General features: G+C 60.2%; 24 protein-coding genes. 15 read left to right on the top strand and 9 right to left on the bottom strand.

Annotation, left to right across the window (positions count from 1 at the left end; all coding sequences use genetic code 11):
• The 3 genes from ACR0NB_RS15655 to nqrF all read left to right on the top strand — a co-directional run.
• Positions 1 to 565 (top strand): NADH:ubiquinone reductase (Na(+)-transporting) subunit D (locus ACR0NB_RS15655; protein WP_480776172.1); only part of this gene is annotated, 565 nt, incomplete at its 5' end.
• On the top strand, positions 565 to 1173 hold the full coding sequence (gene nqrE / locus ACR0NB_RS15660; RefSeq protein WP_050603817.1) for an NADH:ubiquinone reductase (Na(+)-transporting) subunit E: 609 nt from the start codon (positions 565 to 567) through the stop codon (positions 1171 to 1173). The genes ACR0NB_RS15655 and nqrE, both read left to right, overlap by 1 nt.
• Positions 1174 to 1185: 12 nt before the next feature.
• Positions 1186 to 2406, top strand: a complete 1221-nt coding sequence (gene nqrF / locus ACR0NB_RS15665; RefSeq protein ID WP_093963365.1) for an NADH:ubiquinone reductase (Na(+)-transporting) subunit F — start codon at positions 1186 to 1188, stop codon at positions 2404 to 2406.
• A gap of 465 nt (positions 2407 to 2871) precedes the next feature.
• Here nqrF and tviB read toward each other — a convergent pair whose 3' ends face one another.
• The 4 genes from tviB to ACR0NB_RS15685 all read right to left on the bottom strand — a co-directional run bounded on the left by tviB (position 2872) and on the right by ACR0NB_RS15685 (position 6413).
• Complete coding sequence (gene tviB, locus ACR0NB_RS15670; protein WP_480776173.1) at positions 2872 to 4155, bottom strand: Vi polysaccharide biosynthesis UDP-N-acetylglucosamine C-6 dehydrogenase TviB; 1284 nt, start codon at positions 4153 to 4155, stop codon at positions 2872 to 2874.
• A 22-nt stretch (positions 4156 to 4177) separates the two neighbouring features.
• A complete protein-coding gene (locus ACR0NB_RS15675; RefSeq protein WP_170341487.1) occupies positions 4178 to 5191 on the bottom strand; it encodes a GDP-mannose 4,6-dehydratase in 1014 nt (337 codons plus the stop codon).
• Between the two features lie 87 nt (positions 5192 to 5278).
• Positions 5279 to 5776: a hypothetical protein gene (locus ACR0NB_RS15680; RefSeq protein WP_480776174.1), complete on the bottom strand. Its 498-nt coding sequence runs from the start codon at positions 5774 to 5776 to the stop codon at positions 5279 to 5281.
• A gap of 217 nt (positions 5777 to 5993) precedes the next feature.
• Positions 5994 to 6413: a YjbF family lipoprotein gene (locus ACR0NB_RS15685; protein WP_480776175.1), complete on the bottom strand. Its 420-nt coding sequence runs from the start codon at positions 6411 to 6413 to the stop codon at positions 5994 to 5996.
• 439 nt (positions 6414 to 6852) lie between these two features.
• Between ACR0NB_RS15685 and ACR0NB_RS15690 the strand changes: the two genes are divergently transcribed.
• Complete coding sequence (locus ACR0NB_RS15690; protein WP_480776176.1) at positions 6853 to 7680, top strand: metallophosphoesterase family protein; 828 nt, start codon at positions 6853 to 6855, stop codon at positions 7678 to 7680.
• Positions 7681 to 8873: 1193 nt separating this feature from the next.
• Here the strand turns inward: ACR0NB_RS15690 and ACR0NB_RS15695 are convergent.
• A complete protein-coding gene (locus ACR0NB_RS15695) occupies positions 8874 to 9143 on the bottom strand; it encodes a hypothetical protein (RefSeq protein ID WP_480776177.1) in 270 nt (89 codons plus the stop codon).
• Between the two features lie 105 nt (positions 9144 to 9248).
• Here ACR0NB_RS15695 and ACR0NB_RS15700 point away from each other — a divergent pair, with 105 nt between their 5' ends.
• Both ACR0NB_RS15700 and ACR0NB_RS15705 read left to right on the top strand, forming a co-directional pair.
• Positions 9249 to 9986 carry a GNVR domain-containing protein gene (locus ACR0NB_RS15700; protein ID WP_480776178.1) on the top strand — a complete coding sequence of 246 codons (738 nt, stop codon included), beginning with the start codon at positions 9249 to 9251 and terminating at the stop codon, positions 9984 to 9986.
• A 13-nt stretch (positions 9987 to 9999) separates the two neighbouring features.
• Positions 10000 to 10272, top strand: coding sequence for a hypothetical protein (locus ACR0NB_RS15705; protein ID WP_480776179.1), 273 nt, complete (start codon positions 10000 to 10002; stop codon positions 10270 to 10272).
• 4 nt (positions 10273 to 10276) lie between these two features.
• On the opposite strand, the gene ACR0NB_RS15710 is transcribed toward ACR0NB_RS15705, so the two are convergent.
• Entirely contained in the window at positions 10277 to 10801 is a 525-nt protein-coding gene (locus tag ACR0NB_RS15710) for a CBS domain-containing protein (RefSeq protein ID WP_170439634.1), read from the bottom strand.
• 125 nt (positions 10802 to 10926) lie between these two features.
• Here ACR0NB_RS15710 and ACR0NB_RS15715 point away from each other — a divergent pair, with 125 nt between their 5' ends.
• From ACR0NB_RS15715 to ACR0NB_RS15745, 7 genes are all read left to right on the top strand, one after another.
• Positions 10927 to 11112: a hypothetical protein gene (locus ACR0NB_RS15715; RefSeq protein ID WP_170439636.1), complete on the top strand. Its 186-nt coding sequence runs from the start codon at positions 10927 to 10929 to the stop codon at positions 11110 to 11112.
• 66 nt (positions 11113 to 11178) lie between these two features.
• Complete coding sequence (locus tag ACR0NB_RS15720) at positions 11179 to 12204, top strand: FAD:protein FMN transferase (protein ID WP_480776180.1); 1026 nt, start codon at positions 11179 to 11181, stop codon at positions 12202 to 12204.
• A 15-nt stretch (positions 12205 to 12219) separates the two neighbouring features.
• Complete coding sequence (gene nqrM, locus ACR0NB_RS15725; RefSeq protein WP_222458353.1) at positions 12220 to 12465, top strand: (Na+)-NQR maturation NqrM; 246 nt, start codon at positions 12220 to 12222, stop codon at positions 12463 to 12465.
• On the top strand, positions 12466 to 14133 hold the full coding sequence (locus tag ACR0NB_RS15730; RefSeq protein ID WP_480776181.1) for a sulfatase-like hydrolase/transferase: 1668 nt from the start codon (positions 12466 to 12468) through the stop codon (positions 14131 to 14133).
• Positions 14134 to 14225: 92 nt separating this feature from the next.
• Entirely contained in the window at positions 14226 to 15743 is a 1518-nt protein-coding gene (gpmI, locus tag ACR0NB_RS15735) for a 2,3-bisphosphoglycerate-independent phosphoglycerate mutase (protein WP_480776182.1), read from the top strand.
• Positions 15740 to 16873 carry a murein hydrolase activator EnvC family protein gene (locus tag ACR0NB_RS15740; RefSeq protein ID WP_170435720.1) on the top strand — a complete coding sequence of 378 codons (1134 nt, stop codon included), beginning with the start codon at positions 15740 to 15742 and terminating at the stop codon, positions 16871 to 16873. Before gpmI ends, ACR0NB_RS15740 begins: the two co-directional genes overlap by 4 nt.
• Before the next feature lie 6 nt (positions 16874 to 16879).
• Complete coding sequence (locus ACR0NB_RS15745; RefSeq protein WP_093963348.1) at positions 16880 to 18226, top strand: S41 family peptidase; 1347 nt, start codon at positions 16880 to 16882, stop codon at positions 18224 to 18226.
• Positions 18227 to 18280: 54 nt separating this feature from the next.
• Here ACR0NB_RS15745 and ACR0NB_RS15750 read toward each other — a convergent pair whose 3' ends face one another.
• From ACR0NB_RS15750 to ACR0NB_RS15760, 3 genes are all read right to left on the bottom strand, one after another.
• On the bottom strand, positions 18281 to 19807 hold the full coding sequence (locus tag ACR0NB_RS15750; protein WP_480776183.1) for an MFS transporter: 1527 nt from the start codon (positions 19805 to 19807) through the stop codon (positions 18281 to 18283).
• Between the two features lie 110 nt (positions 19808 to 19917).
• On the bottom strand, positions 19918 to 20277 hold the full coding sequence (locus ACR0NB_RS15755; RefSeq protein ID WP_480776184.1) for a hypothetical protein: 360 nt from the start codon (positions 20275 to 20277) through the stop codon (positions 19918 to 19920).
• An 11-nt stretch (positions 20278 to 20288) separates the two neighbouring features.
• Positions 20289 to 21050, bottom strand: coding sequence for a DUF6478 family protein (locus ACR0NB_RS15760; protein WP_480776185.1), 762 nt, complete (start codon positions 21048 to 21050; stop codon positions 20289 to 20291).
• Positions 21051 to 21295: 245 nt separating this feature from the next.
• Here ACR0NB_RS15760 and ACR0NB_RS15765 point away from each other — a divergent pair, with 245 nt between their 5' ends.
• Together ACR0NB_RS15765 and ACR0NB_RS15770 are read left to right on the top strand one after the other, a co-directional pair.
• A complete protein-coding gene (locus tag ACR0NB_RS15765; protein WP_480776186.1) occupies positions 21296 to 24376 on the top strand; it encodes an ABC transporter transmembrane domain-containing protein in 3081 nt (1026 codons plus the stop codon).
• 2 nt (positions 24377 to 24378) lie between these two features.
• Complete coding sequence (locus tag ACR0NB_RS15770) at positions 24379 to 25278, top strand: CPBP family intramembrane glutamic endopeptidase (RefSeq protein ID WP_480776187.1); 900 nt, start codon at positions 24379 to 24381, stop codon at positions 25276 to 25278.
• Position 25279: the final 1 nt, after the last annotated feature.

The raw sequence follows: 25279 nt of genomic DNA on the forward strand, positions 1-25279 counted from the left end.
GGCGGTAACTTCGTCGCTGCAAGTGGCCTTCGTGATGTCGCTGGCGGTGATGTTCGTGACGGCGTTTTCGTCCTTTTTCATCTCATGCCTGCGCAACCAGATCCCCGGCTCGATCCGGATCATCGTGCAGATGGTCATCATCGCGTCGCTGGTGATCCTGGTCGACCAGATCCTCAAGGCCTATGCCTTCGAGATCTCAAAGACGCTGTCGGTCTTCGTGGGCCTCATCATCACCAACTGCATCGTGATGGGTCGAGCCGAGGCCTTTGCCATGAAGAACCCGCCCGTGGCGTCCTTCATCGACGGCTTGGGCAACGGCATGGGTTATGGCCTGATCCTGATGCTGGTCGGCGTCGTCCGCGAGCTGTTCGGCTCGGGCTCTCTGTTCGGGGTGACCATCCTGGAAACCGTGAACAATGGCGGCTGGTACGTGCCCAACGGCTTGCTGCTGCTGCCGCCGTCGGCCTTTTTCATCATCGGCCTGATCATCTGGGCCTTCCGCACGTGGAAGCCGAACCAGGTCGAGGAACGTGAATACAAGATCCAGCAGGTAGAGGCGCACTGATGGAAGGTCTCATCTCACTGGCCGTAAAGGCCATCTTCGTCGAAAACCTCGCGCTCAGCTTTTTCCTGGGCATGTGTACCTTCATCGCCGTGTCGAAAAAAATCTCGACGGCGCTGGGGCTCGGGATCTCGGTCATGGTCGTGCAGGCCATCACCGTTCCGGCCAACAACCTGTTGCTGAACTACCTGCTCAAGCCGGGTGCGCTGGCGTGGGCCGGGTTCCCGGATGTGGACCTGACCTTTCTCGGCCTGATTTCATATATCGGCGTGATCGCTGCGATGGTTCAGATCCTCGAGATGGTTTTGGACAAGTATTTCCCGCCGCTCTACAACGCACTGGGGATCTTCCTGCCGCTGATTACGGTGAATTGCGCAATCCTGGGCGGCTCGCTGTTCATGGTCGAGCGCGACTACAACTTTGCCGAGGCCGCGACCTATGGCCTGTCCTCGGGCTTTGGTTGGGCGCTGGCGATCACCGCCATGGCTGGCGTGCGCGAAAAACTGAAATATTCGGACATTCCGGACGGGCTGCAGGGCCTCGGCATCACCTTCATCACCGCAGGTCTGATGGCGATGGCCTTCATGTCCTTCTCGGGCGTCAAACTGTAAAGGGGCAGGGGCATGGAAACTTTCTCGCTCGGCGTTGTCCTTTTCACCCTGATCGTTCTGGCCCTGGTCGCGCTGATCATGGCGGCCCGGTCTCGGCTGGTTTCATCGGGCAACGTCAACATCACCATCAACGGTGAGAAAACCATCTCGGTTCCTGCCGGCGGCAAGTTGCTGCAGACGCTGGCAGCCGAAAAGCTGTTCGTTCCGTCGGCCTGCGGCGGCGGCGGTACCTGCGCGCAATGCCGGGTGCGTGTACTGGAGGGCGGCGGGTCGATCCTGCCAACCGAAGAAAGCCACATCACCAAGCGCGAGGCCACCTGCGGTGACCGCCTGTCGTGCCAGGTGGCCGTCAAGCAGGACATGAAGATCGAAGTTCCCGAAGAGGTCTTTGGCGTCAAGAAATGGGAATGCACCGTCCGGTCCAACGACAACGTGGCGACCTTCATCAAGGAACTGGTGCTGGAACTTCCCGAGGGCGAGGATGTGAATTTCCGCGCTGGCGGATACATCCAGATCGCCGCCCCGGCGCACAAGGTCGACTACAGCGATTTCGACGTCGCCGAGGAATACCGTGAGGATTGGGACAAGTTCAATCTGTGGCAGTACAAATCCACGGTTACCGAACCGATCGAGCGCGCCTATTCGATGGCCAACTACCCCAACGAAAAAGGCATCATCATGCTCAACGTGCGGATCGCCTCGCCCCCGCCGGGGTCCGAAGGCATTCCGCCCGGGCAGATGTCGTCCTACATCTTCAACCTGAAGCCGGGTGACAAAGTCACGATCTCGGGTCCGTTCGGGGAATTCTTCGCACGCGAGACCGACAAAGAGATGGTGTTCGTTGGTGGCGGCGCGGGCATGGCCCCGATGCGCAGCCACATCTTCGACCAGCTCAAGCGTCTGAACACCAAACGCAAAATCACTTTCTGGTACGGTGCCCGGTCACGCCGCGAGATGTTCTATGTTGAAGATTTCGACCAGCTGGCAGCCGAGAACGAAAACTTCGAGTGGCACGTTGCTTTGTCCGACCCGCAACCGGGCGACGATTGGGAAGGCTACACGGGGTTCATCCACAACGTGCTGTTCGAGGAATACCTCAAGAACCACCCGGCGCCCGAAGACTGCGAATTCTACATGTGCGGTCCGCCAATCATGAACCAGTCGGTCATCAACATGCTACTGGATCTGGGTGTTGATCGCGAAGACATCATGCTGGACGACTTTGGTGGCTAAGAAAAAACCGGCGCAATCTTGCGCCGGTTTCATTTTGTAACATCAAGACCCAGAACGCTGCGTATTGCCGTCGGTGGGTCAACGCGGTCGTCCCGCATGTAGCGTTCTACCAACGCCAACGTCCGGTTGACACGACGACGGTACCAAAGACCCCGCAGCCGGTGAAAACGCCGCCCTTGGCGGCTATCCAAAAAAACGAGCCAGATCACGTATCGCAACAGGAAATAGGCCCCGGCTCTGAGCCCACCCGACGAGAACGTGCTGCATTCCCCATCGCAATCAGCGCGGTGGTCGCTGCGCCATTCAGCGCGGACACAACAGCAAGGACGCACAACACAGCGGACCAAGCACCAGCCCGCCGGTCAGAAAGGGGAACTGGCCGGCGGCAACCCACAGGGCCTCGGACCTTGCGGACAGAGGTTTCACAGTCAGAGAATGTCTCTCATTTCAGTGTTCTGGCGCGGGTCAGAGCCGCAGATCACTGGCGCTGCGCGGCAGGCAGGATTTGACGTCGAACAGGACATTCCGGGCCTTTCCGAACGCTCGGATTTCGGCCGGATCCATCGCAAGATATGCGTCATGGGCAACCGCCACGACGATACCGTCATAGGTGCCGGGCTTGGGCTGCTCCAGCAGGTCGATCCCATATTCGTCACGTGCGGCTTGTGGGTCGGCATGGGGATCGTGAACGTCCACGGTCACGCCATAGCTTTGCAACTCGTGAACGATGTCGACGACCCGGGTGTTTCGCAGATCAGGGCAGTTTTCCTTGAAGGTCAGCCCCATGACCAAGACCCGGGCGTCCGTCATCTCGATCCGCTCGCGGATCATCCGCTTGACCAACTGGGACACTACATATGCGCCCATTCCATCGTTCAGGCGCCGCCCCGCCAGAATGACCTGAGGATGATGGCCAACGGCCTCGGCCTTGTGAGTCAGGTAGTAGGGGTCGACCCCGATGCAATGCCCACCGACAAGGCCAGGGCGGAAGGGCAGGAAATTCCATTTGGTGCCCGCCGCCCGCAGCACCGCATCAGTGTCGATGCCGAGGCGGCCGAAGATCATGGCAAGTTCGTTCACCAGGGCGATATTCAGATCGCGCTGTGTGTTCTCGATCACCTTTGCAGCCTCGGCCACGCGGATGCTTTCGGCCTTGTGCGTCCCCGCCGTGATGATCCGCGCATAAAGCGCGTCCACCAGATCGGCGGCCTTAGGCGTCGATCCCGACGTGACCTTGCAGATATCGGCGATGCGATGCGCCTTGTCGCCGGGATTGATCCTTTCAGGACTGTACCCGACAAAGAAACCCACGTTGAAACGCAAGCCGGACTCCCGCTCGAGGATCGGGACGCAGTCTTCCTCGGTCGCGCCGGGGTAGACGGTTGATTCATAGATAACCAGATCACCAGGCTTCAACACCCGTCCAACCGTTTCTGAGGCGCGCAGCAACGGTGCAAGGTCTGGCTGTTTTTGTGCTGTGATCGGTGTGGGCACCGTCACGATATACGTGTCACAGTCCGCCAGATCAGCGGGGTCAGTGGTAAACCTAAGACCCCCGGCGGCGGACAGCTCGTCTTCGCTGACCTCATGCGTGGCGTCATTGCCCTGGCGCAGCGCGTCGATGCGCGTGGGATTGATGTCAAAGCCCAGAACCGGTCCGATCTTGCCAAAGGCAGCGGCCAACGGCAGGCCGACATAGCCCAGACCGATCACGGCGATCCGACGGGAATTGGGGTTCGTTTCAAGCATACGTCAGGTCCGGGTCACTAGATCATTTGCCGTGGTATTCGCGGAACCATTCGACAAACTGAGCGATTCCATCCTTGAAATCGGTCTGCGGACGATACCCGGTCAGGCGTTGCAGCAGGTCGGTATTGGCCCATGTCGCCGGAACATCACCCATCTGCATGGGCATGTAATTCCGGATCGCCTTCTTGCCCACGGCTTCCTCGATTGCTTCGACGAAATCCATCAGACGCACCTTGTCACCATTTCCGATGTTGACCACACGATAGGGCGCGACCGGCGAAAGGCTGTCACCCTCCTCGATATCCTCGGGGCTGTCCGGACGGACGGGGACCGCATCGATCAACAACCGGATCCCGCGCACCAGGTCGTTCACATTGGTGAAGTCGCGATACATTTCGCCGTGATTGTAGATGTCGATCGGGCGCCCATCCAGAATTGCATCGACAAACTTGTACAGAGCCAGGTCTGGACGGCCCCAGGTGCCGTATACGGTGAAGAACCGGAACATGGTCGTGGGCAGATCCCAGAGATGGGCATAGGAATGTCCCATCGCTTCGTTCGCCTTCTTGGTGGCAGAATAGATCGTCAATTGGGTGTCGGCCTTTTCCACCTCGGTAAAGGGCATGTCTTCGTTTGCCCCATAAACCGAAGAGGTAGAGGCCATGAGCAGGTGCCCGACCTTGTGCTGACGGGCCACCTCCATCACGTTGAACGTACCCACAACGTTTGAATCGATATAGCTGCGCGGGTGTTCAAGGCTGTAACGCACACCAGCCTGGGCGGCGAGGTGAACGATCACCTCCGGCTGGAATTCGTCTGCAACCTGCATGAGGCGTTCGTGGTTTTCCAACAGATCCTCGGTTGCCGAGAAGCCGGGCGTCTGCAACAGCATCTGATGGCGACGCTGTTTGAGAGTGACGTCGTAGTAATCCGTCATCCCGTCATAGCCATGGACCTGAAATCCTTCGGACAACAGCAGCTTGGCCAGGTGGAACCCGATGAAGCCCGCAGTGCCCGTAATCAATACCCGTTGCATGAAACCCTCGAACGCAAATCAACAATCCCGACCATCAGGGACCCTTTCGACCCGCCAAGGTCAAGGGGATTATCGGTCGGTGGGGCCTCATATCCGATGCACGGCGGGGCGCGTCAACCATTTGCCGCGTCCAACCCCGCATTGACCAGCGAGGATAGAAATTGATCCAGCGCCCGACCCCAGGTCGTGATCGGATGTTCCTGGATGAAGACAATATCGTTGGGGCGCAGTTCCATACGGGTCGCGATCGACAATGCCGCGCTGTTCGGCACCCAGTTGGCTGCGAACCGTGAAATTTTCGCGTGACTCCGTCAGTTCGGCGCGGCGCAGACCGACCTCCTGTTCAAGTTCGGCCAAGACAGCCCCCTTAGCCTGACGGTTCAGGCTGATGACTTCGATCTGATCGCTATGAAACACAAGAGCCCGGTCCAGGTCATAGCTGGTATCGGAAAACACGGCGTCCCCGTTCAAAAGGACCAGTTGACGGAACTCCGGTCGGGCCAAATAGTCGCGCAAGGTGAAGGTATCCGGCTGAGCGCCTGAGCCAGCAAGTTCGGCAATCCCTGCGGGGCGTATGATCGCCACCACATCACCCGGTCCCAGGTGGAAAGGTGGAGCCTTCACACGCGGAGGCGCGCGCAACTCAAGTGCTCGGGGGTGAAATCCGGAACGGCCGGACCATCCGGCAGCGCAACCAATCGAGAGTGGGCCGGCCCGGTGCCTGCGGTTTCATAGGAGGACTGCGGCAGGCTGCGTGGCCGATAGGGTGTCGTCCCGTTTTCCATGAGCACCGTCTGAGCCGTCAAAGGTACTTCTCGCACGGCGACGCTGTCCAGTTGGTTGGAGATGCGCGAAAGCTGGGTTGGTATTCGCCGTCCAGATAGCTGTGCAGGCGCATATGGCGCGCCGAGCCGTCCCCGGCCAGCATGGCGCGTGTTCCACTCACATCCGCCGACATCACGTCCGCGCCCAATCCCCGGCTTGAGACCAAAACTCCATCCAGAAAGGAAAGCGAAACACCGTCCGCTAACTTCCAGGTTTGAACGTCACCGTTGCCACCAAACAGGGCCATCGTTGCGCTGACCGACAATTTGGGCAGCTCGGCCAGCATTGTGGGCTGGCCCTGACGATCCAGCATCGCGGGCATCAGAACCGAACGCGGGCCATCACCATCCGGAGTGCAGTCCGCCAGAACCAGCACAACGACGATGATCCTCACCATCGCCAAAATCGACCCCAATTGGCACGCAGATCGTGCCCGCGCAGCCCTCGGACCGTATCATCCAGACACTCGGCTGCTTTCATCTGCATCGCAAAAGACCGCCCCGGTTGAACCGTGTGACCCAAAGCATCTTCCAGTTCAGGGATGGCATCGTCAGCGGTGATTTCAAACCGGATCGATGCACCACCCACGTTGCTGAGAATAATACCCTGGTCCGCGGCCGCAAAGTGGCGGCTTTAGACAGACCGCTGCGCGGCCGGTTTGCAAGTCATCGCAAGCATGGAAAGCTCCTGTTGTTTTTCGGCGGCCACTCTGATGCCGAGGACCCTTGCGTTGCCCGCCCGCCTCAATAACCTGTTGTTCACAATTACGGCGGTGGCGTCAGCCGGGCCTGTCCACCATTGCTGCCGGGGCCACAGCGCGATAGGGAACAGGTCTGATGATAGGATCTTGGATCAGAAGACTCAGGCGGGGCACCGGCGAGCCTAAGCAGGAATCGCTGCTGGAGACCCTGGCACCCGATCAGCGGTTCTATGTCGTTGGTGACATACACGGACGGCTGGACCTGTTGCAGCAACTGCTGACCCGTCTCGATCCGGACATTCCTCTGGTATTTGTTGGGGACTATGTCGACCGTGGAGATTACAGTGCTCAGGTTTTGCATCACCTGCGGCATCTTTCGGAAAACGGCGAGCGTGAAGTGATTTGTCTGCTGGGCAATCATGAAGAGATGCTGCTTCGATTTATCGAGGAGCCGAAGCGGACCAGTCGCTTGTGGCTGGGAAACGGTGGGCTTCAGACACTCGCGTCGTTCGGCCTGACGGGAATAACCGAAGCGACACTGGGCGATGATGCTGTCCAAATCTCGCATCAGTTGCGGTCTGTGATCGGCGACCCGGTTCTAACTTGGCTCGAAAACCGACCACTGACCTGGTCAAGCGGGAATGTCTCGATCGTCCACGCAGCCCTGGATCCCGCCCTGCCAATCGATGACCAACCGCGCCATGTCTGTTTGTGGGGGCACCCCAATTTCCCGCCCACCGCTCGCTTGGATGGCCAATGGGTCGTGCACGGGCATACCATCGTCCCAGATCCAAAAGTCAGTGGGCGGGTGATTTCGATCGATACCGGCGCGTTTGCGACCGGTCGGCTCACGGCGGCAGACATCAGCCCGGGCATCGTCAATTTCGTATCAACCGGCCCCGGCAATGAAGCCTCGGACACCGCCGGTCGGGCATGTTGGCCATGGTCAAATGATGATCTCTAAATACTCTATTAACATTAGCTCGGTATTTACCATTCCGCAGCGAAACTCCCGCTGAGCCTACGAGACAACAGGCGCTCAGGAGGGGGATGGATGAGTATCGATATTGTTGGTTCCCAAGCAACTTTTCCGGTTTTGCCGCGCCGCGTGTAGGTCTGACATTCAGTATCACCAAACGCTTCATGGATGTTGCTGTTTCTCTGGCCCTGTTGCCACTCGTGGCGGTTTGCGAAGTCCTGTAGCTCGTCATGAACCCCATTCTAAACCGAGGGCCCCTGTGGTTCTGCCAGATCCGCATGGGCAGAGGAGGAAGAGCGTTTGTCGCCTACAAATTCCGTTCAATGAAGCTTGGTCACGGTAAGATCAGGGGGCCCCTATGGCCCGGTTACCGCGCCCGGCTCGGCGTCCGCCCCGGAATCAGCGGCTATGCCCAGACCGAAGTCGGTCACGCACAAAGTCTTGAAGATATTCGGAAAAATTTTGGACCGACCACTACTACATCAATAATCCGAGCCTTGCATTCGAATTTTGGATTATTTGGCGGACGCTGCAGGCGGTTGCAGAGTTCAAGGGTAATTGACGCCAAGAAACGGTGACAGAACACAAGCACTTGCAAAGGCCTAACACGACCGACGAAAAACCTCATGGCGCGAACAGGCGCGAGAAAACCGTGGACGGTTTGGTTCTGCTGGCCTTTGCCCGGCTGTGATGGCCGGACAGATACACAATCGCCAGCTGCGCGGGTCTCGGTCTTTTGCTGGGATTGGGGATCTCGCCCTTTACGATAGAACCCCGCTTCCGGTCCGAAACGACGTTGGTTCTGACACGCTCTGCGGGCTATTCCGACGTGCCGTCGCAAGCCATGACGGGCTAGGTGTCGACATCTCCGCCATCAATACCCAAGTCGAAATCCTTGGCTCTGCTCGTTTGATGCATAGCCCGGCGCTGGAGCTAAACCTCCAGGATGATCCATAGTTCAATCCAGCCATCCTCGCATCGCGTTGGACCGTATTTTGGCAAAATCCGGCGAACCGGTCGGATAGCGAAGCCCTGGGCATTGTCGCGGAAAACGTCACACAGGTGGTATCTATCGAAAACGTCCGGAATTCAGATGTCATCCGGATCGGCGCAACAACCAACCGCCCTCAGAAGTCGGCTGAGATTGCGGATACCTTGGCCCAGCTTTTTGTTCGGGATCAAATCAATGCAAAAGCCAAAGGACTAACCGAAACTGTTTCATGGTTGTCGGACCGGGTGGCCGGGCTGGAGCAGGAAATCGCCCGGCAGGAGGACGCCATCAAGGTCCTGCGGGCGCCAGCCCCGAAGCACTGGCCGCGCACCTTTTCGAAACCCGAACAAGGTTGGCCAATCTGCAAAGCCGTCTTCAAGAGCTTGACCAACTGGACCAGACACTTGTTGACTTGGACCCCGAACCCTTCAAAGGCGAGGTTCAGGAAGTCATTCATGGTCGCCTTCCCACCAGCCTTTCAAGGCAGGTTGCCACGAGGGACGCAGCAGCAAGGATAGCTCTCGCCGAACGTGTTTCAGAATTGATCGCCCAGAATGCCAGTGTGACAGCCGAACTGCGCCAGTTCGAGCGCGACGCCCGTGTAACCCGGTTGCTGCACGAAACCCTTATTTCCAGACTGGAGGAAGCCGCCGTCCAACAGGGCGCACAAACGCCAGACAGCCGCATAATCTCGGCGGCCACTCCGGGTAAACAAGTTGCACCGCGTTCTGGTCTGATCATGTTTCTTGGGGTGATCGCCGGGGCGGCTTTGGGGCTGGGCATCATTCTTGTCCAGCAAATCCGGCAATCCGCGGTTCCGGCTGGGGCCGATCTGGAGATGGCCACCAGCGTACCGGTTCTGGGGCATTTGCGATTGGCACCGATCCGCCAGCACAGTCGGTTGGTCGGGTACCTATCGACAAATTCGACGTCGCCGCTATCGGAAGCGGCCAGAAACCTGCGAACGTCTGTGCTGTCACCAAATTCGGACGCTCAACCACAGGTCATTCTGTGCACCTCGTCGGTACCGGATGAGGGTAAGATCACGATGTCGATTGCCCTCGCGCAAAGCCTGGCGGGGCTCGGTCGATCTGTTCTGCTGGTCGAAGCCGACATCCGGAGCCTGTCTTTCAGGGAGTATTTTCCAGACAACCCGAACGGTGGGCTGGTCACAGCGCTGACCGGAGGGACACCCTTGGGCAACCTTCTACGTACCGACACCCGGTTGTCGGTCAATGTTCTGATGGGCGAGCGCAGCACACGCAGCGCCGCGGATATTTTTTTCTTCGCGCTTTCATGACCTCACGCAGAGGTTGCGGGCAGACTACGACAATATTCTGATCGACAGCCCGCCGGTTTTGGCCGTTTCTGACGTCCGGGCAATCGGGCAGGCCTGTGACGCGATCCTTCTGTCGGTTGCACCGGCCACCACGTCCCGCGCCCAGTTGGGACAGGTGCTGCGCGAGTTTTCTAGCCTGAACGTGCAGGTCACCGGGCTGGTCATGTCGGACCTGGGGTCAGCCCGAAAGCAGACCAATGCAGGCGGGCAGCCTTGTGGGGCCTATGCCCGTTACTACGACGTGTGACGATCTAGCCGACGATCATCTGCTTCATGCGCAGGGCTTCGTATTCCAGCTCTTTCAGGCGGAAATGCACGACATCTCCGATGGTGATCATGCCGCAAAGCTTGCCGTCGCGAAGAACCGGCATGTGGCGGAACCGCCCCTCGGTCATCGTCTTCAGCACATCCATCAGCAGGTCGTCCGGTGTGCAGGTCCGCACATCGCGTGTCATCAACGCCTCGACCGACTGTGGCAGCGTCTGACCCGGAGTATCCGCCATGCGGCGAACGATATCCCGCTCGGACAGGATCCCCTGCAATGCTCCGTTCTGATCGGTGACGACAACCGCCCCGATGCGTTTCTCCTTTAGAATTTCGACCACCGAATGGATGGTGTCATTCGGCCGAACCGAAAACACCGCATCACCTTTTCCTTCCAGCAATTTGGCGACAGTGGTCTGAGTATGTGACAAATTCGACTCGGCGGACTGGCTGAAAGTGCTTGACCCGGCCTTGTCGCCACGTGTCGGGGGCTGGTAAGAGCTTGGGGCCATGGGCGGTCTCCTCCTTCAACGCTACAGGCTGTCCTCACCACCTTATCGCAGCAGAGAAACCTGTATAGGGTGCAAATTCAAAAACCGGCGCAACCGCGCCGGGTCGCAAGGAAAAACCGGACCCCGTGACCCAACTTCATCTGTCTCCTGCGGTTGCCGCCCTGATCTTCCTTCTGGTCGTGATCTGCGGACATAATTTTCGCAAACTGTGGAAAGAACAGCCCCCGGGTTGGCAGAAACGCGCGTGGCTGTTTGGAGTGCCCGCTGCGGTCGGGCTGCTGGTCCTGGGCTTCCTGCCGCTGGCGCCCTGACGCAGGTTTGACTCTGGGTGGGGCCGCTGGCATATGCCGGGCAACACATTTCCAGGAGATCGCCCCATGCGCCGACTGCTTGCTCTGGCCCTGCCGCTTGTTGTTTCTGGCTGTCTGTTCGACGAGGAGCCCGAGATCGTCCGTCTGTCCGGCGAAACCATGGGCACGACCTATCACATCACCGCAATCGGCGAGGATCTGGACGAGGCGGCCCTGTCCACCTCCGTGGAGGAAACGCTGGCGCAGGTGAATGCCAAGATGTCCAACTGGGACCCGAATTCCGAAGTCTCGGTCTTTTCCGCCTCGGCCAGCACCGACCCGATGTCGGTGTCGAAAGAGTTCGCCTACGTGATCGCGGCGGCCAACCAGGTGCACGAGCAAAGCGGCGGCGTGTTCGACGTGACCCTTGGCCCGTTGATCGAGCTGTGGGGCTTTGGCCCGCGCAAGCCCGAAGACCCGGTGCCGTCGGATGCCGAGATCGCGGCGGCGCTGGAACAGGTGGGGCAGGCCCGCCTGCTGACGCTGGATGCGCAGGCCGGGGCGCTGGCCAAGGCGCAGCCGGGCGTGGGGATCAACCTGTCGGCCATCGCCAAGGGCTACGGGATCGACGCCGTGGCCGAGACGCTGCAAGAAGCCGGCATCGAGAACTACATGGTCGAGATCGGCGGCGACCTGGTGGCCCGTGGTCAGAACGACAAGGGCGAGGCCTGGCGCATCGGCATCGAAAAGCCCGAAACCGGGTCGCAGGCCATCCAGTTCATCGTACCGCTGGACAACCGCGGCATGGCGACCTCGGGCGATTACAAGAACTTCTTCGAACAGGACGGGGTGCGGTATTCGCATATCATCGACCCGACCACCGGACGCCCGATCACGCATCGGACGACCTCGGTCACGGTTCTGGCCGAAAACGCGATGATGGCCGATGCCTGGGCCACCGCGATGCTGGCGCTGGGGCAGGAGAGGGGGCTGAAACTGGCCGATCAGCTGGGTTTGGCGGTGTTTTTCATCTCGCGGGATGTGACAGGCGGCGAAGATGCCTATATCACGGTACAAAGCAGCGCGTTCAAGGATGCGCTGGGATCGAACTGAAGGGCGGGCCGGCCGATGAGCACCTTTATCCTCGCGTTTGTTCTGCTGCTGATCATCATGGTCGGCATGTCGCTGGGCGTGATGCTGATGGGCAAGACCATCAAGGGCAGTTGCGGCGGGCTGAACGCGATCTCGGGCGCCGACAAATGCGTGGTGTGCCAAAAAGACGTGGACCCCAACAGCCCCCTGCGTGACAAGCTGCAATGCAAGCGCGCCCGCCGGATGGTGGAACAGATGGAAAGCAAGGGCGCGCAGCACTGAATGGCCAAGGCCCGCAACATCCTGTTCATCATGTTCGACCAGCTGCGCTGGGATTACATGAGCTGTTACGGCCATCCACATCTGCACACGCCCAATATCGACCGGCTGGCCGCGCGCGGCATGCGGTTCACCCGGGCCTATATCCAGTCGCCGATCTGCGGCAGCTCGCGCATGTCCACCTATACCGGGCGCTATGTGCAGTCGCATGGCGCCTCGTGGAACGGCATCCCGCTGAAGGTGGGTGAGCTGACCATGGGCGACCATCTGCGCAAGGCGGGGATGGACTGCTGGCTGGTCGGCAAAACCCATATGCGCGCCGACGCCGAGGGCATGGCGCGGCTGGGCCTGGAACCCGACAGCCTGATCGGCGCGCGGGTGGCCGAATGCGGTTTTGACGTGTACGAGCGCGACGACGGGATGCGCCCCGAAGGCCCCGACGGGTTCTATGACCCCGACGGGGCCAAGGCCTATAACGCGTGGCTGGCCGACAAGGGTTATGACGGCGACAACCCCTGGCACGACTTTGCCAATTCCGGTCTGGACGCGGACGGAAACGTGCTGTCCGGCTGGTTCCTAAAAAACGCGCAGCAGGCCGCGAACATTGCCGAAGATGATAGCGAGACCCCCTATCTGACCACGCGCGGCATCGAATTCATGGAAACCCATGACGGCCCGTGGTGCTGCCACCTGAGCTACATCAAACCGCACTGGCCCTATATCGTCCCCGAGCCCTATGCCTCGATGTACGGGCCCGGGCATGTTCTGCCCCCCAATCGCTCCGATGCCGAGCGGGCCGAGGCGCACCCCGTGCTGAGCGCCTTCATGCACACCAAGATCGGTCAGACCTTCTGGCGGCAGGATGTGCGCGAGGCCGTGATCCCCTCCTATATGGGCCTGATCAAGCAGGCCGATGACCAGATCGGGCGGTTGCTTGACTGGATGGACCAGACCGGCCGCATGGACGACACGATGATCGTGCTGACCTCGGACCATGGCGATTTTCTGGGCGATCACTGGATGGGCGAAAAGACGTTCTTCCACGACGCTTCGACCAAGGTGCCGCTGATCATCTACGACCCGTCCGAACAGGCCGATGCCACGCGCGGCACCGCCTGCGACGCGCTGGTCGAGTCGATCGACCTGGCCCCCACTTTCGTCGAGGTCGCGGGCGGTGTGGTGCCCGACCATATTCTGGAAGGCCACTCGCTGCTGCCCATCCTGCACGGGCAGGCGGCCGAGACCCCGCGCAAATTCGTGATTTGCGAATACGACTATTCGGCCTCGCCCATCGCGGAAACGCTGGGCGTGTCGGTGCGCGACGCGGCGATGTTCATGGTGGCCACGAAAAAGTGGAAGCTGATCCATTGCGAAGGCGGGTTCCGCCCGATCCTGTTCGATCTGGAAAACGACCCCGACGAGCTGACCGATCTGGGCGACAGCGCGGCCCATGCGGATGTGATCGCGCAGATGTACAACCACCTGTTCGCCTGGGCCCGTCGCCCGTCGCAGCGCACCACGCGCTCGGCGGCCAAGCTGGTCGAGATGCGCACCAAAAGTCGCGGCAAGGGCGTTATCTTGGGCGCCTATGACGAAAGCGACGCCCCGCCCGAGCTGACGGTCAAGTATCGCGGTCGCAAGGCGCGGCCCTGGCAGCAGATCAGGAAATAGGCCCGCGCGGGGCGGATCGCCGCAAAAGGCGGTTCACGATGCGGCGGGCAGGGGATAGAAGAACGGACAAGAGCAGTTACCGGAGACCCGACATGAGCGCACCCAAACCCGTCGTCCTGTGTATCCTTGATGGTTGGGGTCTGTCCGACGACACGCAGGCCAATGCGCCCTATCTGGCCCACACGCCCACCTTCGACGCGATCATGACCAAGGGCCCGCACGCGCGGCTGATCACCCATGGCCCTGATGTGGGCCTGCCCAGCGGCCAGATGGGTAATTCCGAGGTCGGCCATACCAATATCGGGGCCGGGCGGGTCGTGGCGATGGATCTGGGCCAGATCGATCTTGCGATCGAAGACGGCTCGTTCTTCGAAAATGCCGCACTGCAGGACTTCATCGCCAAGGTGAAGGCGGCGGGCGGAATCGCGCATCTGATGGGGCTGGTCTCGGATGGCGGGGTGCATGGGCACCTGAACCATATCGTCGCCGCCGCGACAACGATCACCGAGGCGGGCGTGCCGGTGGCGCTGCACGCCATCACCGACGGACGCGACGTGGCCCCGAAATCGGCGCTGGACTTCCTGGCCGAGCTGGAGCGCCGCCTGCCTGCGAACGCGCGCGTCGTCACCGTCTCGGGGCGGTATTATGCCATGGACCGCGACAACCGGTGGGAACGGGTCGGACGCGCCTATGAAGCGATCATTAAAGGGCAGGGTGGGCCGGCCGATACCGCAAGCGCTGCGATTCAGGCCGCCTACGACCGGGGCGAAACGGACGAGTTCATCGCGCCCACGGTTCTGCCCGGCTACGACGGCGTCCGCGACGGTGACGGGTTCTTCTGCCTCAACTTCCGCGCCGACCGCGCCCGCGAGATCCTGCGCGCCATTGCCGAACCTGATTTCGCCGAATTCGACACCGGCCCGCGCCCGCACCTGTCGGCGCTGCTGGGCATGGTGGAATATTCCGACGGCCACAATGCCTACATGACGACCGTTTTCCCCAAGCGCGAGATCGTGAACACGTTGGGCGAATGGGTTGCCAAGCAGGGCCTGCGCCAGTTCCGCCTGGCCGAAACCGAGAAATACCCCCATGTCACGTTCTTCCTGAACGGCGGCAAGGAAACCCCCGAGCCCGGCGAGGATCGCTATATGGCCCCGTCGCCCAAGGTGGCGACCTATGATCTGCAGCCCGAGATGTCGGCCGGAGAGGTGACGGACAATTTCGTCGAGGCGATCGAGGGCGGCTATGACCTGATCGTCACCAACTATGCCAACCCCGACATGGTGGGCCATACCGGTGACCTGCAGGCCGCGATCAAGGCCTGCGAGGCCGTTGACCAAGGCCTGTCCCGCGTGGTCGCCGCGCTTGAAAAGGCAGGCGGTGCCATGATCGTGACGGCCGATCACGGCAACTGCGAAACCATGATCGACCCCGAAACAGGCGGGCCGCATACCGCTCACACCCTGAACCCGGTACCCGTGGCGCTGGTTGGCGGACCCGAGGGCGGAACCCTGCGCGAAGGTCGCCTGTCCGATCTGGCGCCTACGGTGCTGGACCTGATGGGCCTGCCCAAGCCGCCGGAAATGACGGGTCAGAGCCTGCTGTCATGAGGCTGCGCGCGCTTCTTCTGGCGGCCCTGATGGCGGGGCAGGCGGTCCGGGCCGCGCCGGACCCCGCGCAGGCGGCACTGGAGGCAGCGCAGATGCTGGAACAGGCCTCGATCGCGCTGACCGAGGCCGAAACCGCCCGCGACCGCGTGCGTGCCCTGACCGAGACGATCCAGGCCTACGAGGCCGGGCTGGCCGCCATGCGCGACGGGCTGCGCCGAGCGGCTTTGCGCGAAAGCCAGCTGACCGCCGAGTTGAACGCGCGCGAACGCGAAATCCGCCAGTTGCTGGGCGTGCTGCAAACCATCGAAACCACGGCGCCACCGGTTCTGATGCTGCACCCGGCCGGGCCGCTGGGGGCGGCGCGCACCGGGATGATGCTGTCCGAAGTCACCCCTGGCCTGAACACCAGAGCCCAGGCGCTGGCCCGGGATCTGGACGAGGTGCAGACCCTGCGCCGCTTGCAACAAAGCGCTGCGGACACGCTGACCGAAGGGTTGGAAGGCGTGCAGAACGCCAGGACGAAGCTGAGCGAGGCCATAGCGGACCGTACCGACCTGCCGCGCCGCTTCATTGAAGACCCGGTACGGACAGCCATCCTGATCTCATCAACGGAGACTCTGGATGGTTTCGCCAGCGGTCTATCTGAGATATCGGATGGAGAAATCATAGCCTCGAACGCGGATGTGTCCCAACTGAAAGGACAGATTCCGCTGCCGACCCAAGGCGTCATACTCCATCGTTCCGGCGAAACGGACGCCGCAGGGGTCACGCGTCCGGGGCTTGTACTGGGAACCAGACCACGTGCATTGGTGCTGTCGCCCACAGCGGCCACGATCCGATACCGAGGGCCGCTTCTGGACCTTGGAAACCTTGTGATCCTGGAACCGCAGCCCGGTTTGCTTTTTGTCTTCTCCGGCCTTCAGGAGGTGTATGGGGACCCCGGTCAGGTGATCCCCGAAGGAACACCAGTGGGCCTGATGCCCGGTCAAACACCAGAAATCGGCGCGATTTTGTCAACAAGCGGTGATGGCACTGGAACTGATCGTCCAGAAACGCTCTATATAGAGGTAAGAGAGAACAATAGCCCCGTGGATCCGGAATCATGGTTCCGGCCTGACAAGGATGGATAGACGAGTATGAAGAGATTTGTGATGGCCGGTCTGGCCGGCACCGTGGCAGGGATTATTGCGACTACCCAGATCGCCGGGCCACTGCTGGCGCAAGAGGCCGAAAACAAGGCCGGAGTGTATGAACAACTTGACCTGTTCGGAGATATCTTCGAACGGATCCGCGCCCAGTATGTTGAGGAAGTCGCCCCCGAAGAACTGATCGAGGCTGCGATCGACGGCATGTTGACGTCGCTGGATCCGCATTCAAGCTATCTTTCCCCGGACGACGCCGAGCAGATGCGCGTGCAGACGCGCGGTGAATTCGGTGGGCTGGGCATCGAGGTCACCCAAGAGGACGGCTTCGTCAAAGTCGTATCGCCAATTGACGGGACGCCTGCGGACGAAGCGGGCATCGAGGCCGGCGATTTCATTACTCATGTGGACGGCGAAAGCATCCTGGGCCTGACGCTGGACAAGGCAGTCGACCTGATGCGCGGCCCGGTCGGTTCGGAAATCGTCATCACCGTCGTGCGGGAAGGCGAACCCGACCCATTCGATGTGACCATCATCCGCGACACGATCAAACTGACCGCCGTTCGCGCCCGCACCGAAGGCGCCAGCGTGGTGCTTCGTGTGACCACCTTCAACGATCAGACCTTCCCGAACCTGAAAGAGGGGATGGAAAAGCAGATCGCCGAAGCTGGCGGCATCGACAAGGTGAACGGCTTTGTTCTGGACCTGCGCAACAACCCCGGCGGGCTGTTGACCCAAGCCATCAAGGTATCGGACGCATTCCTGAACGAAGGCGAGATCGTCTCGACCCGTGGGCGCAATCCCGAAGATGGTGAACGCTTCAACGCAACCCCGGGTGATCTTGCCCAAGGCAAGCCGATCGTAGTGCTGATCAACGGCGGATCGGCGTCGGCTTCCGAAATTGTTGCAGGTGCATTGAAGGATCACCACCGCGCGATCGTCGTCGGCACTAAAAGCTTCGGCAAAGGATCGGTTCAAACCGTGATGCCGCTGCGTGGCGACGGGGCGATGCGTCTGACCACCTCGCGCTACTACACCCCGTCGGGTCGGTCGATCCAGGCTTTGGGTGTCAGCCCCGACATCATCGTGGAACAGCCCCGCGTCCGTCCCGAGGCTGAGGAAGAGGAAGAAAGCAACGCCCGCACCCGGTCCGAGGCCGACCTGCGGGGCAGCCTGAACAATGACAGTTTGACCGAGGATGAAATCCGCCAGATCGAGGAAGACCGCACCAAAGCGGAAGAAACCGCCGAACTGCGCAACGAAGACTACCAGTTGGCCTATGCGATCGACATTCTCAAAGGCCTGTCCGCCTTCAATCCGACAGAGCGGGCATCGCAGTAAGCTGCGCAAACAATGACCGAAGGGCCGCGGTTTTCCGCGGCCTTTTCTTTTGGCTCAGCTCTCGATTTTGTGCAGTTTCTTTTCGTCCAGCATCAGCGCCAAAACCAGGCCGATCGACACCGACAGCGTTGAAAAGACAAAAGCCATGTCCATCCCGCTGTCAAAGGCCGTCGACAACGCGGATTTGATCTTTTCGGCCTCGGGCGCGCTGAAATTCTTCATGACAGCCTGCGCGGTCTTGGTCGTCAATGTACCACCATTGATGGCTTTTTGATCGGCCAGGGACATGTCGATGCCGGCCTTGGCAAGGTGCTCGCGGAAGCTGGACAGACTGACCATGTACATGATGGCCGTCGCGCAGGCGACCGAAATGGCGCCATAGACCAAGTGCACCATGAAGCTCAGACCGCCAACCAGGCCGGCGCGTTCGGGCTTGACGGCGCAAACGGCGGCGGTGCCCGACGGGCCAACCGTCAGTGTCGCTCCCAATCCGATCAGAGCCATCCCCGGAAGAATTTGGAAATACCCCAGCCCGGCCGGCATCACGACGACACTGGCCGCGCCTATCGTAGCGCAGAGATACCCCCAGAACAGCAGGCGCTTGGGCCCAAAATCATTGTACAAGGTGCCAGACACGATCGACCCGACAGCCAAAAGAACGGTCAGCGGCGCGAGGCCCAGAGCGGATTCAAATACCGACCAGCCAAGAACCTTTTGCATGTATTGCGGAAAATACAGCAATCCCACAAAGACTGCCGAGACGTTGAACATGTTCAGACCCAAGGTGATGCGAAATTGCGGATTTTGCATCATCTGCGGCAGCAATAGCGGTTCTTTCACGCGTTTCTCCACGCGTGGGAACAACAGAAACAGCGACGCGCTGAGGAAAAACAGAAACATCAGCGGTACCGACAGCCAGCCCCAGTCCGATCCGACATCAAGCGCGTACAGCAGCAGCAGGACGGCAAAAGAAAGGACACCCATTCCGGCAAAGTCGATTTGCTCACCCGTCTTGTGGGTCTTGTCACGCTGCATCAGCAGGACTGCCGTGGTCATCGAGATGCACGAGAAGACGACATTCGCCAGAAAGAACAGGCGCCAATCCCCAAGATTGACGACAAACCCGCTGATCATCGGACCAAATACGTTGCCCGTCGTGACACCGGCAAGGATCAAACCCATGACCATCGCACGGTGTTCCTCACGGGATACCCTCGTGGCCCCGAAGGCCAGCGTGCACGGCCACACGCATCCCGCGCCGATACCTTGAAGCGCGCGTGCGCCGATCAGGAAATCAAGGCTGGGAGATACGAAACACATGACCGAGGCGAATAGAAACAGCGACAATCCGATGATCATGATCTTGCGATGACCGTACATGTCACCCAGCCGGCCGCCTGCGACCATGGTCATGGCGAAGAACAGCGCGTAGATGTTCAACACCCACTGGGTACTCGTGATATCGGCATCAAACGAGTTTTCGATCGCCGGAACCAGCATCAGCGCACCGGTGAAGTCTATGCCGATGCCAAACGCCGTTACCATCAGCGCTATGACCTTGATAATGCTGTCACGTTCCATTCGGCCCCCTGAGTTTCCTTGGTGGCTCAATCATGCATGAATTCAGCAAAAAAGATAGGAATGCGTCCAAGCAGGTTTCGGCTACGTAGATCCTGCAGGCTTTTGGCCGATCAACCCTGATCAGCGCTCAACCGACGCACCACGCGCTTCAGAAGGTCAAGTTCGGCGCGCAGCAGGTCCATCTCGGCGCGGATATCGCCTACGGCCGGCGCACCCGCGATCACGGTGATGTCACCCACTTTTTCCTGTGAAGCGCTGTCGAGGATAGTCACACTATGCACACCCTCGGACAACAGGGCCGTTGGTACGGGAACCCGAACATGCCAGCCACCTTCGGCCTCGGAAACCTCGATACCCTGCAGGATCTGATCCCGGTACCGGGCTTCAAGTTGGGGTGCGGTACTTCCTGAGTAGTGGCCTTCCCATACGCCGTCTTCGAACCGGATCGGGACGAGTTTTGTTTCCACCATGGCCTTTCCCTTCACAAGTCAGCGCGATGATGGCGGCACAGGGTCAAATCCCGCAGCACCACACGGTTCATACCAGGATCCTGGATGATAAGGTCCAGCCACATCGTCTCGATGCGACGTTCGTTCAAGGACAGATGTGCAAGATCAAAATCGATGTCGGATGTCGCATGTTGCGGTTCCAGCTTTCGCAACACCTGCTCGGTATTTGGTCCATTCTGGATGTTCAGTCTGGCAAAGACCTCGGCCGGGCGTTCACTGTCGACCGTCACATGGGTCCGGACGAGGTGTTGCCGCGTCAGACCCTCGGCGGCGCTGCCCGGAAGCTCGACAGACACGGAGAGGAACGAGCCTTGAAAGGTGAATACGTCGATCGCCAGGCTGAAAGGCGCCAGGTCCTTTTCCCCGCTGTTGCGGATTTGCCGGATTGCAATCTCGGCCAGCGGACAGTCATGGAAAAGCGCCACACTGTCATCAAGCTGCGCCTTGCGAGACAATGATACCAGGCCCGTAACGGGCAGGGGGCTGCCCCACAAATCCGGGCGCCATGCCCAATCCGTGCCAAGCGGTCTGGGGAAATTCTGGGTGCCGATATGCGGGCGGGTCAGGCGCCCGTCCGCAATCTGGATCAGCCGATCAAGTTGGGCGCGAAGAACCCGCGCCTGATCACGCTGCTGGCGAAGCAGGGGCAGGTCTTCGTGCGGCGCGTTCTGCGCCGTCCGTTTCCAATGCCCAACTGCCTTGCGGCTGAAATACCGATCCAGAAGTCTGCTCATGTGCCCAGTGCCTGAAACTGCACCTCTTTAGTCGGATTCCGCGGGCGGAATAAACCCGCCTTCGACAGATAGCACTGCAAAATTCCCGAATTGTGAACGACGCCGGTCGTGCCGGCCGGATTTTTGCAAGATCACGCCAGGGCACGTTCTTGAAATAGCACGGGGCAAAGCTTACCGTCAGTCACCCGGTCGCCGTGGATCCTCCGCAACGGGCCGCAGTCCAAAAAACAAGACGAGGCCGGGGCATGGAACCCACCCTATTCGCGTTCATCTGGAAGCACTCCAAGAAACAGCAGTTCATTCTGCTGCTGTTGACCGTACTTTCGTTTCCGTTTCTCTATGCCTCGCTTGAACTGCCCAAGCAGATCATCAACGACGCCATCGGCGCGACCGGCAACACGGTAACGCTGTTCGGCACGAAGGTGACCCAGGTCCAATACCTGCTGATCCTGTGTTTTGCCTTCTTGGGAACCGTGCTGGCTGGCGGCCTCATGAAGATGCGCATCAACACCATGAAGGGGATCCTGGCCGAACGCATGTTGCGGCGGCTCAGATTCACCCTCATCAGCCGGATGCTGCGCTTCCCCAAACCGTATTTCTCGACCACAAGCCAGGGCGAGCTGGTGTCGATGATATCGTCCGAAGCGGAACCGATGGGCGGGCTGATGGGCGACGCGATCGCCCAGCCGGTTTTTCAGTTCGGTCAGATGATGACGATTGTCACTTTCCTGTTCATGCAGAGCGTCTGGTTCGGGCTGGCCTCGATCGCGCTGATCCCGCTGCAAGCCTGGCTGATCCCGCGCCTGCAGCGTCAGATCAACCTTTTGAACAAGGACCGTATTCAGGAGATCCGTCACCTGAGCACCGAGATCGGCGAAACCGCCGCCGGTATCAGCGACCTGCGCGCGAACGGTGGTTGGCGCTATCGGCTGGCGCAGTTCAGTCATCGTCTGGGAACCTTGTTCGATATCCGGGTCCGGATCTACAACAAAAAATTCTTCATGAAGTTCCTCAACAACCTGATCACGCAGATGACGCCGTTCCTGTTCTATTCGGTCGGTGGCTATCTCGCGATCACGGGCGAAGTGACAGTCGGTGCGCTGGTTGCGGCGCTGGGGGCGTACAAGGACCTCAGCGGCCCTTGGCGCGATCTGCTGACCTATTACAATCAGGTTCAGGACATGTCGTTGCGCTGGCAGGTCGTCACCGAACGGTTTGCACCCGAGAACATGATCCCCGAAGAACTGTTCTATGGCGAACCGGAGAGCATCCCGCACCTGCAGGGCGACATCGAATTGCGCAATGTCACGGTGCGCGACGAGGACGGCAAGCTGATCCTTGAAGACATCGACCTGACGATCCCAAAGGGCGCTCGGGTCGCCATCAAGGCCTCGCACGACTCGGAAAGACAGGCGCTGGCCCAGTTGCTGATCCGCGAGATTCTGCCGGTTCAGGGCGAGGTCCATCTGTCTGGGCACAACCTTCGCGAACTCCATCAGGCGGTGATCGCCGCCCGTGTCGGCTATGCCCACTCGCGACCCTACTTGTTCAACGGCACGCTTGGGGACAACCTGCTGATGCCTTTGCGTCCCCATCCCCAGCACGAGACCGAAGCTCTGAAGGCTCCATCACGTTATCAGGTCGAAGCCGTGCGCGCCGGCAACTCCCCGGACCTGCTGGAGGACGAATGGGTCGACCCACGCCTTGCCGGGCTGCAGAGCATCGACGAGATCCGGGATTGGTGGTTCGAACTGGTCGAGGCGATGGGCATCGACGAATTCATGTTCCGGCGGACGTTGCGGTCGCAATTCGATCCCGAACTGCACCCCCATCTGGCCAAGGCGATCGTGGATGCGCGCGACAAGGTTGCAGCGCGTCTCAAGGAAAAGGGCTTGGACAAATACGTTTACCGGTTCGATCCGGACCGGTTCAACCCGGCCGTACCTTTGGGGGGCAACCTTCTGTTTGCCTCACCGTCGCGCAACATTTCACCGGACATCCTAGCCGGGGACGCTCGTTTTCTTGCCATGCTGCGGGCCCATGATCTGGACAAGGACGCCCTGAGCATCGCGACGGCTGTCCTTAGCACGCTGCGCAAAACATTCGGCCGCGAAGGGACGGATCACCCGCTGTTCCTGCGCTTGGGCATGTCCAAGGACATGTACCACCGACTGCTCGACATCGACGAACGCCGCATGTCGAAAGGTGAGGCAACCCTGTCCGAACGTGAAATGGCATTGTTGCTGACGGTGCCGTTCATGCTGACCGCCGAACAGATCGGCCCCAGTTTCCCCGAGGAGTACAAGGAAAAGATCCTGTCGATCCGGCGCACGCAGGCCCAAAACCTGCACGCATCTTTCGACGGGCTGTTCATTCCCGTGGCACCCGAAACCTATGTTCCGCGCCTGACCGTCATGGAAAATGCCCTGTATGGCCGCGTGTCGCTGATGGCCGGGGCACATGCCGAAGAGATCGAGGATGCCGTAGCCGAAGTCCTGATCGAGGCGGGCCTCACCCGTCGCCTAGCGGCCATCATCTACGATCTGCCGACCGGTCTTGGCGGGGCCAACCTGCCCACGGTTTTCCAGGAACGTGCCGCGTTTTCACGGGCAGCCATCAAGCGGCCCGACATCCTGATCCTGGACAAGGTTCTTGCCAGCCACGATTCGGAAAGCCGTCTGCGTACGCGTCTTAAGCTGCGTGAGTTGCTTCCCGACTCGGTCATGATCTTCATGGAAGATCATTTTGGCCATCCCGAAGCCTATGACATGTACGTGGAAATCAAGGACGGCCGAATCGACGGTGTATCGCGTTCCAAGGTCGAGGCGGATGACGAACAACCCGAAGACTTCAGCCGAAAACTCAAGATCATTTCGGCAACCGAACTGTTTTCGAGGCTTGACGGAAAACATCAGCGTCTGCTGGCCTTTTCGGCACAATGGTACGACGCGGCGGCGGGGCAGACCATATTCTCGCGCGGGCAAACGCCTGACGCGGCCTATCTGTGCATCTCAGGTCAGGCGAGCCTCGAATGGACGATGCCGGACGGCGAAAAGCGCAACATCTCCGTCGTCGAGCCAGGCCGCCTGATCGGCGACCTGTCGATCATCACCGGCGCGCCTCGGCAACTGGACCTCGTCGCGATGACCGACTGTTCGTTCCTGCGGATCGGCGCGGAAGAGCTGCGCGCCGTGGTAGAGGGTGACGCGGCTGTTTCGATGCGCCTTCTCGAAACGGTGGCCGGGTATCTGACAACCGTCTCGGAACGACTGTTGCTGTCGAACACCCTGTTGACACCCGAAGCCGAGACCGGGGCGGGCGGTTAGGAATGCGTGACCCGCAGCCACACCCGGCCTATGCCCCGCACGAAATCCTGGTGGCGCCGGCCAGGGCTTATCCCGAACTCTGGCGGCTGCTGTTGGGCTTCGCGATCTTCACGGTCGTCGTGCTGGCACTGAATCTGGTTCTCCTGGCCGCTGTAACCTCGTTTGGTTCGGCCGAATTGGTGTCCGGTTTCGAAGACGGGTCCTCGGCCCTGGCGCTGCTGGTCATCCTTTCCAGTTTCGCCTTCGCCACGCTGGGCGTCGGATTGGCCGTGCGACAGGTGCAGCATCGGAAACTGATCTCGGTGGTCGGGCCACCGATTCTGACTGCTCGGCAATTCTGGCGGGTTCTGCGGGCGCTGGTCGTGCTGGGCGCTCTGCTTTTTGTTCTGCCCCCATACGATATGGGACCGCCCTTGGAGCCAAACCTGCCGGTTTTCAGGTGGCTGCTGCTGTTGCCGCTGGCGCTGGTTGCAGTCCTTATTCAGGTCAGCGCCGAAGAGATTCTATTCCGCGGGTTCCTGCAACAATCGCTGGCCGCGCGGTTCAGGGCCCCGTGGATTTGGATGGGTGTACCCTCTCTTATTTTTGCTGCCGGGCACTACGCACCTCTTGCCGCCGGTGACAATGCGATCCTGATCGCAGTTTGGGCCTTTGTCTTTGGCCTTCTTAGTGCAGACATCACCGCCAGAGCAGGGACGCTGGGACCCGCAATCGCCATGCATTTTGCCAACAATGTAACGGCTCTGCTGATTGTGTCGTTGCCTGACGGCCTGGGTGGGCTAGCCCTCTATCATCTTCCGTTCGAAACATCGGACACCGGTATCCTGCGCCAGTGGCTTTTCGTGGATTTCGGCGTGATGATCGTCAGCTGGCTGGTTGCACGACTTGCGCTCAGGCGCTGAT

This window comes from Ruegeria sp. CG3 (assembly GCF_056537205.1).

Coding starts and splice junctions, on each gene's coding strand:
- gpmI (WP_480776182.1), top strand. CDS start 14,226: ATGAGCGCACCCAAACCCGTCGTCCTGTGTATCCTTGATGGTTGGGGT.
- nqrM (WP_222458353.1), top strand. CDS start 12,220: ATGAGCACCTTTATCCTCGCGTTTGTTCTGCTGCTGATCATCATGGTC.
- ACR0NB_RS15675 (WP_170341487.1), bottom strand. CDS start 5,191: ATGCAACGGGTATTGATTACGGGCACTGCGGGCTTCATCGGGTTCCAC.
- ACR0NB_RS15760 (WP_480776185.1), bottom strand. CDS start 21,050: ATGAGCAGACTTCTGGATCGGTATTTCAGCCGCAAGGCAGTTGGGCAT.
- ACR0NB_RS15740 (WP_170435720.1), top strand. CDS start 15,740: ATGAGGCTGCGCGCGCTTCTTCTGGCGGCCCTGATGGCGGGGCAGGCG.
- ACR0NB_RS15765 (WP_480776186.1), top strand. CDS start 21,296: ATGGAACCCACCCTATTCGCGTTCATCTGGAAGCACTCCAAGAAACAG.
- ACR0NB_RS15745 (WP_093963348.1), top strand. CDS start 16,880: ATGAAGAGATTTGTGATGGCCGGTCTGGCCGGCACCGTGGCAGGGATT.
- nqrF (WP_093963365.1), top strand. CDS start 1,186: ATGGAAACTTTCTCGCTCGGCGTTGTCCTTTTCACCCTGATCGTTCTG.
- nqrE (WP_050603817.1), top strand. CDS start 565: ATGGAAGGTCTCATCTCACTGGCCGTAAAGGCCATCTTCGTCGAAAAC.
- ACR0NB_RS15720 (WP_480776180.1), top strand. CDS start 11,179: ATGCGCCGACTGCTTGCTCTGGCCCTGCCGCTTGTTGTTTCTGGCTGT.
- ACR0NB_RS15750 (WP_480776183.1), bottom strand. CDS start 19,807: ATGGAACGTGACAGCATTATCAAGGTCATAGCGCTGATGGTAACGGCG.
- ACR0NB_RS15690 (WP_480776176.1), top strand. CDS start 6,853: ATGATAGGATCTTGGATCAGAAGACTCAGGCGGGGCACCGGCGAGCCT.
- ACR0NB_RS15710 (WP_170439634.1), bottom strand. CDS start 10,801: ATGGCCCCAAGCTCTTACCAGCCCCCGACACGTGGCGACAAGGCCGGG.
- tviB (WP_480776173.1), bottom strand. CDS start 4,155: ATGCTTGAAACGAACCCCAATTCCCGTCGGATCGCCGTGATCGGTCTG.
- ACR0NB_RS15770 (WP_480776187.1), top strand. CDS start 24,379: ATGCGTGACCCGCAGCCACACCCGGCCTATGCCCCGCACGAAATCCTG.
- ACR0NB_RS15685 (WP_480776175.1), bottom strand. CDS start 6,413: ATGGTGAGGATCATCGTCGTTGTGCTGGTTCTGGCGGACTGCACTCCG.
- ACR0NB_RS15695 (WP_480776177.1), bottom strand. CDS start 9,143: ATGAATGACTTCCTGAACCTCGCCTTTGAAGGGTTCGGGGTCCAAGTC.
- ACR0NB_RS15730 (WP_480776181.1), top strand. CDS start 12,466: ATGGCCAAGGCCCGCAACATCCTGTTCATCATGTTCGACCAGCTGCGC.
- ACR0NB_RS15755 (WP_480776184.1), bottom strand. CDS start 20,277: ATGGTGGAAACAAAACTCGTCCCGATCCGGTTCGAAGACGGCGTATGG.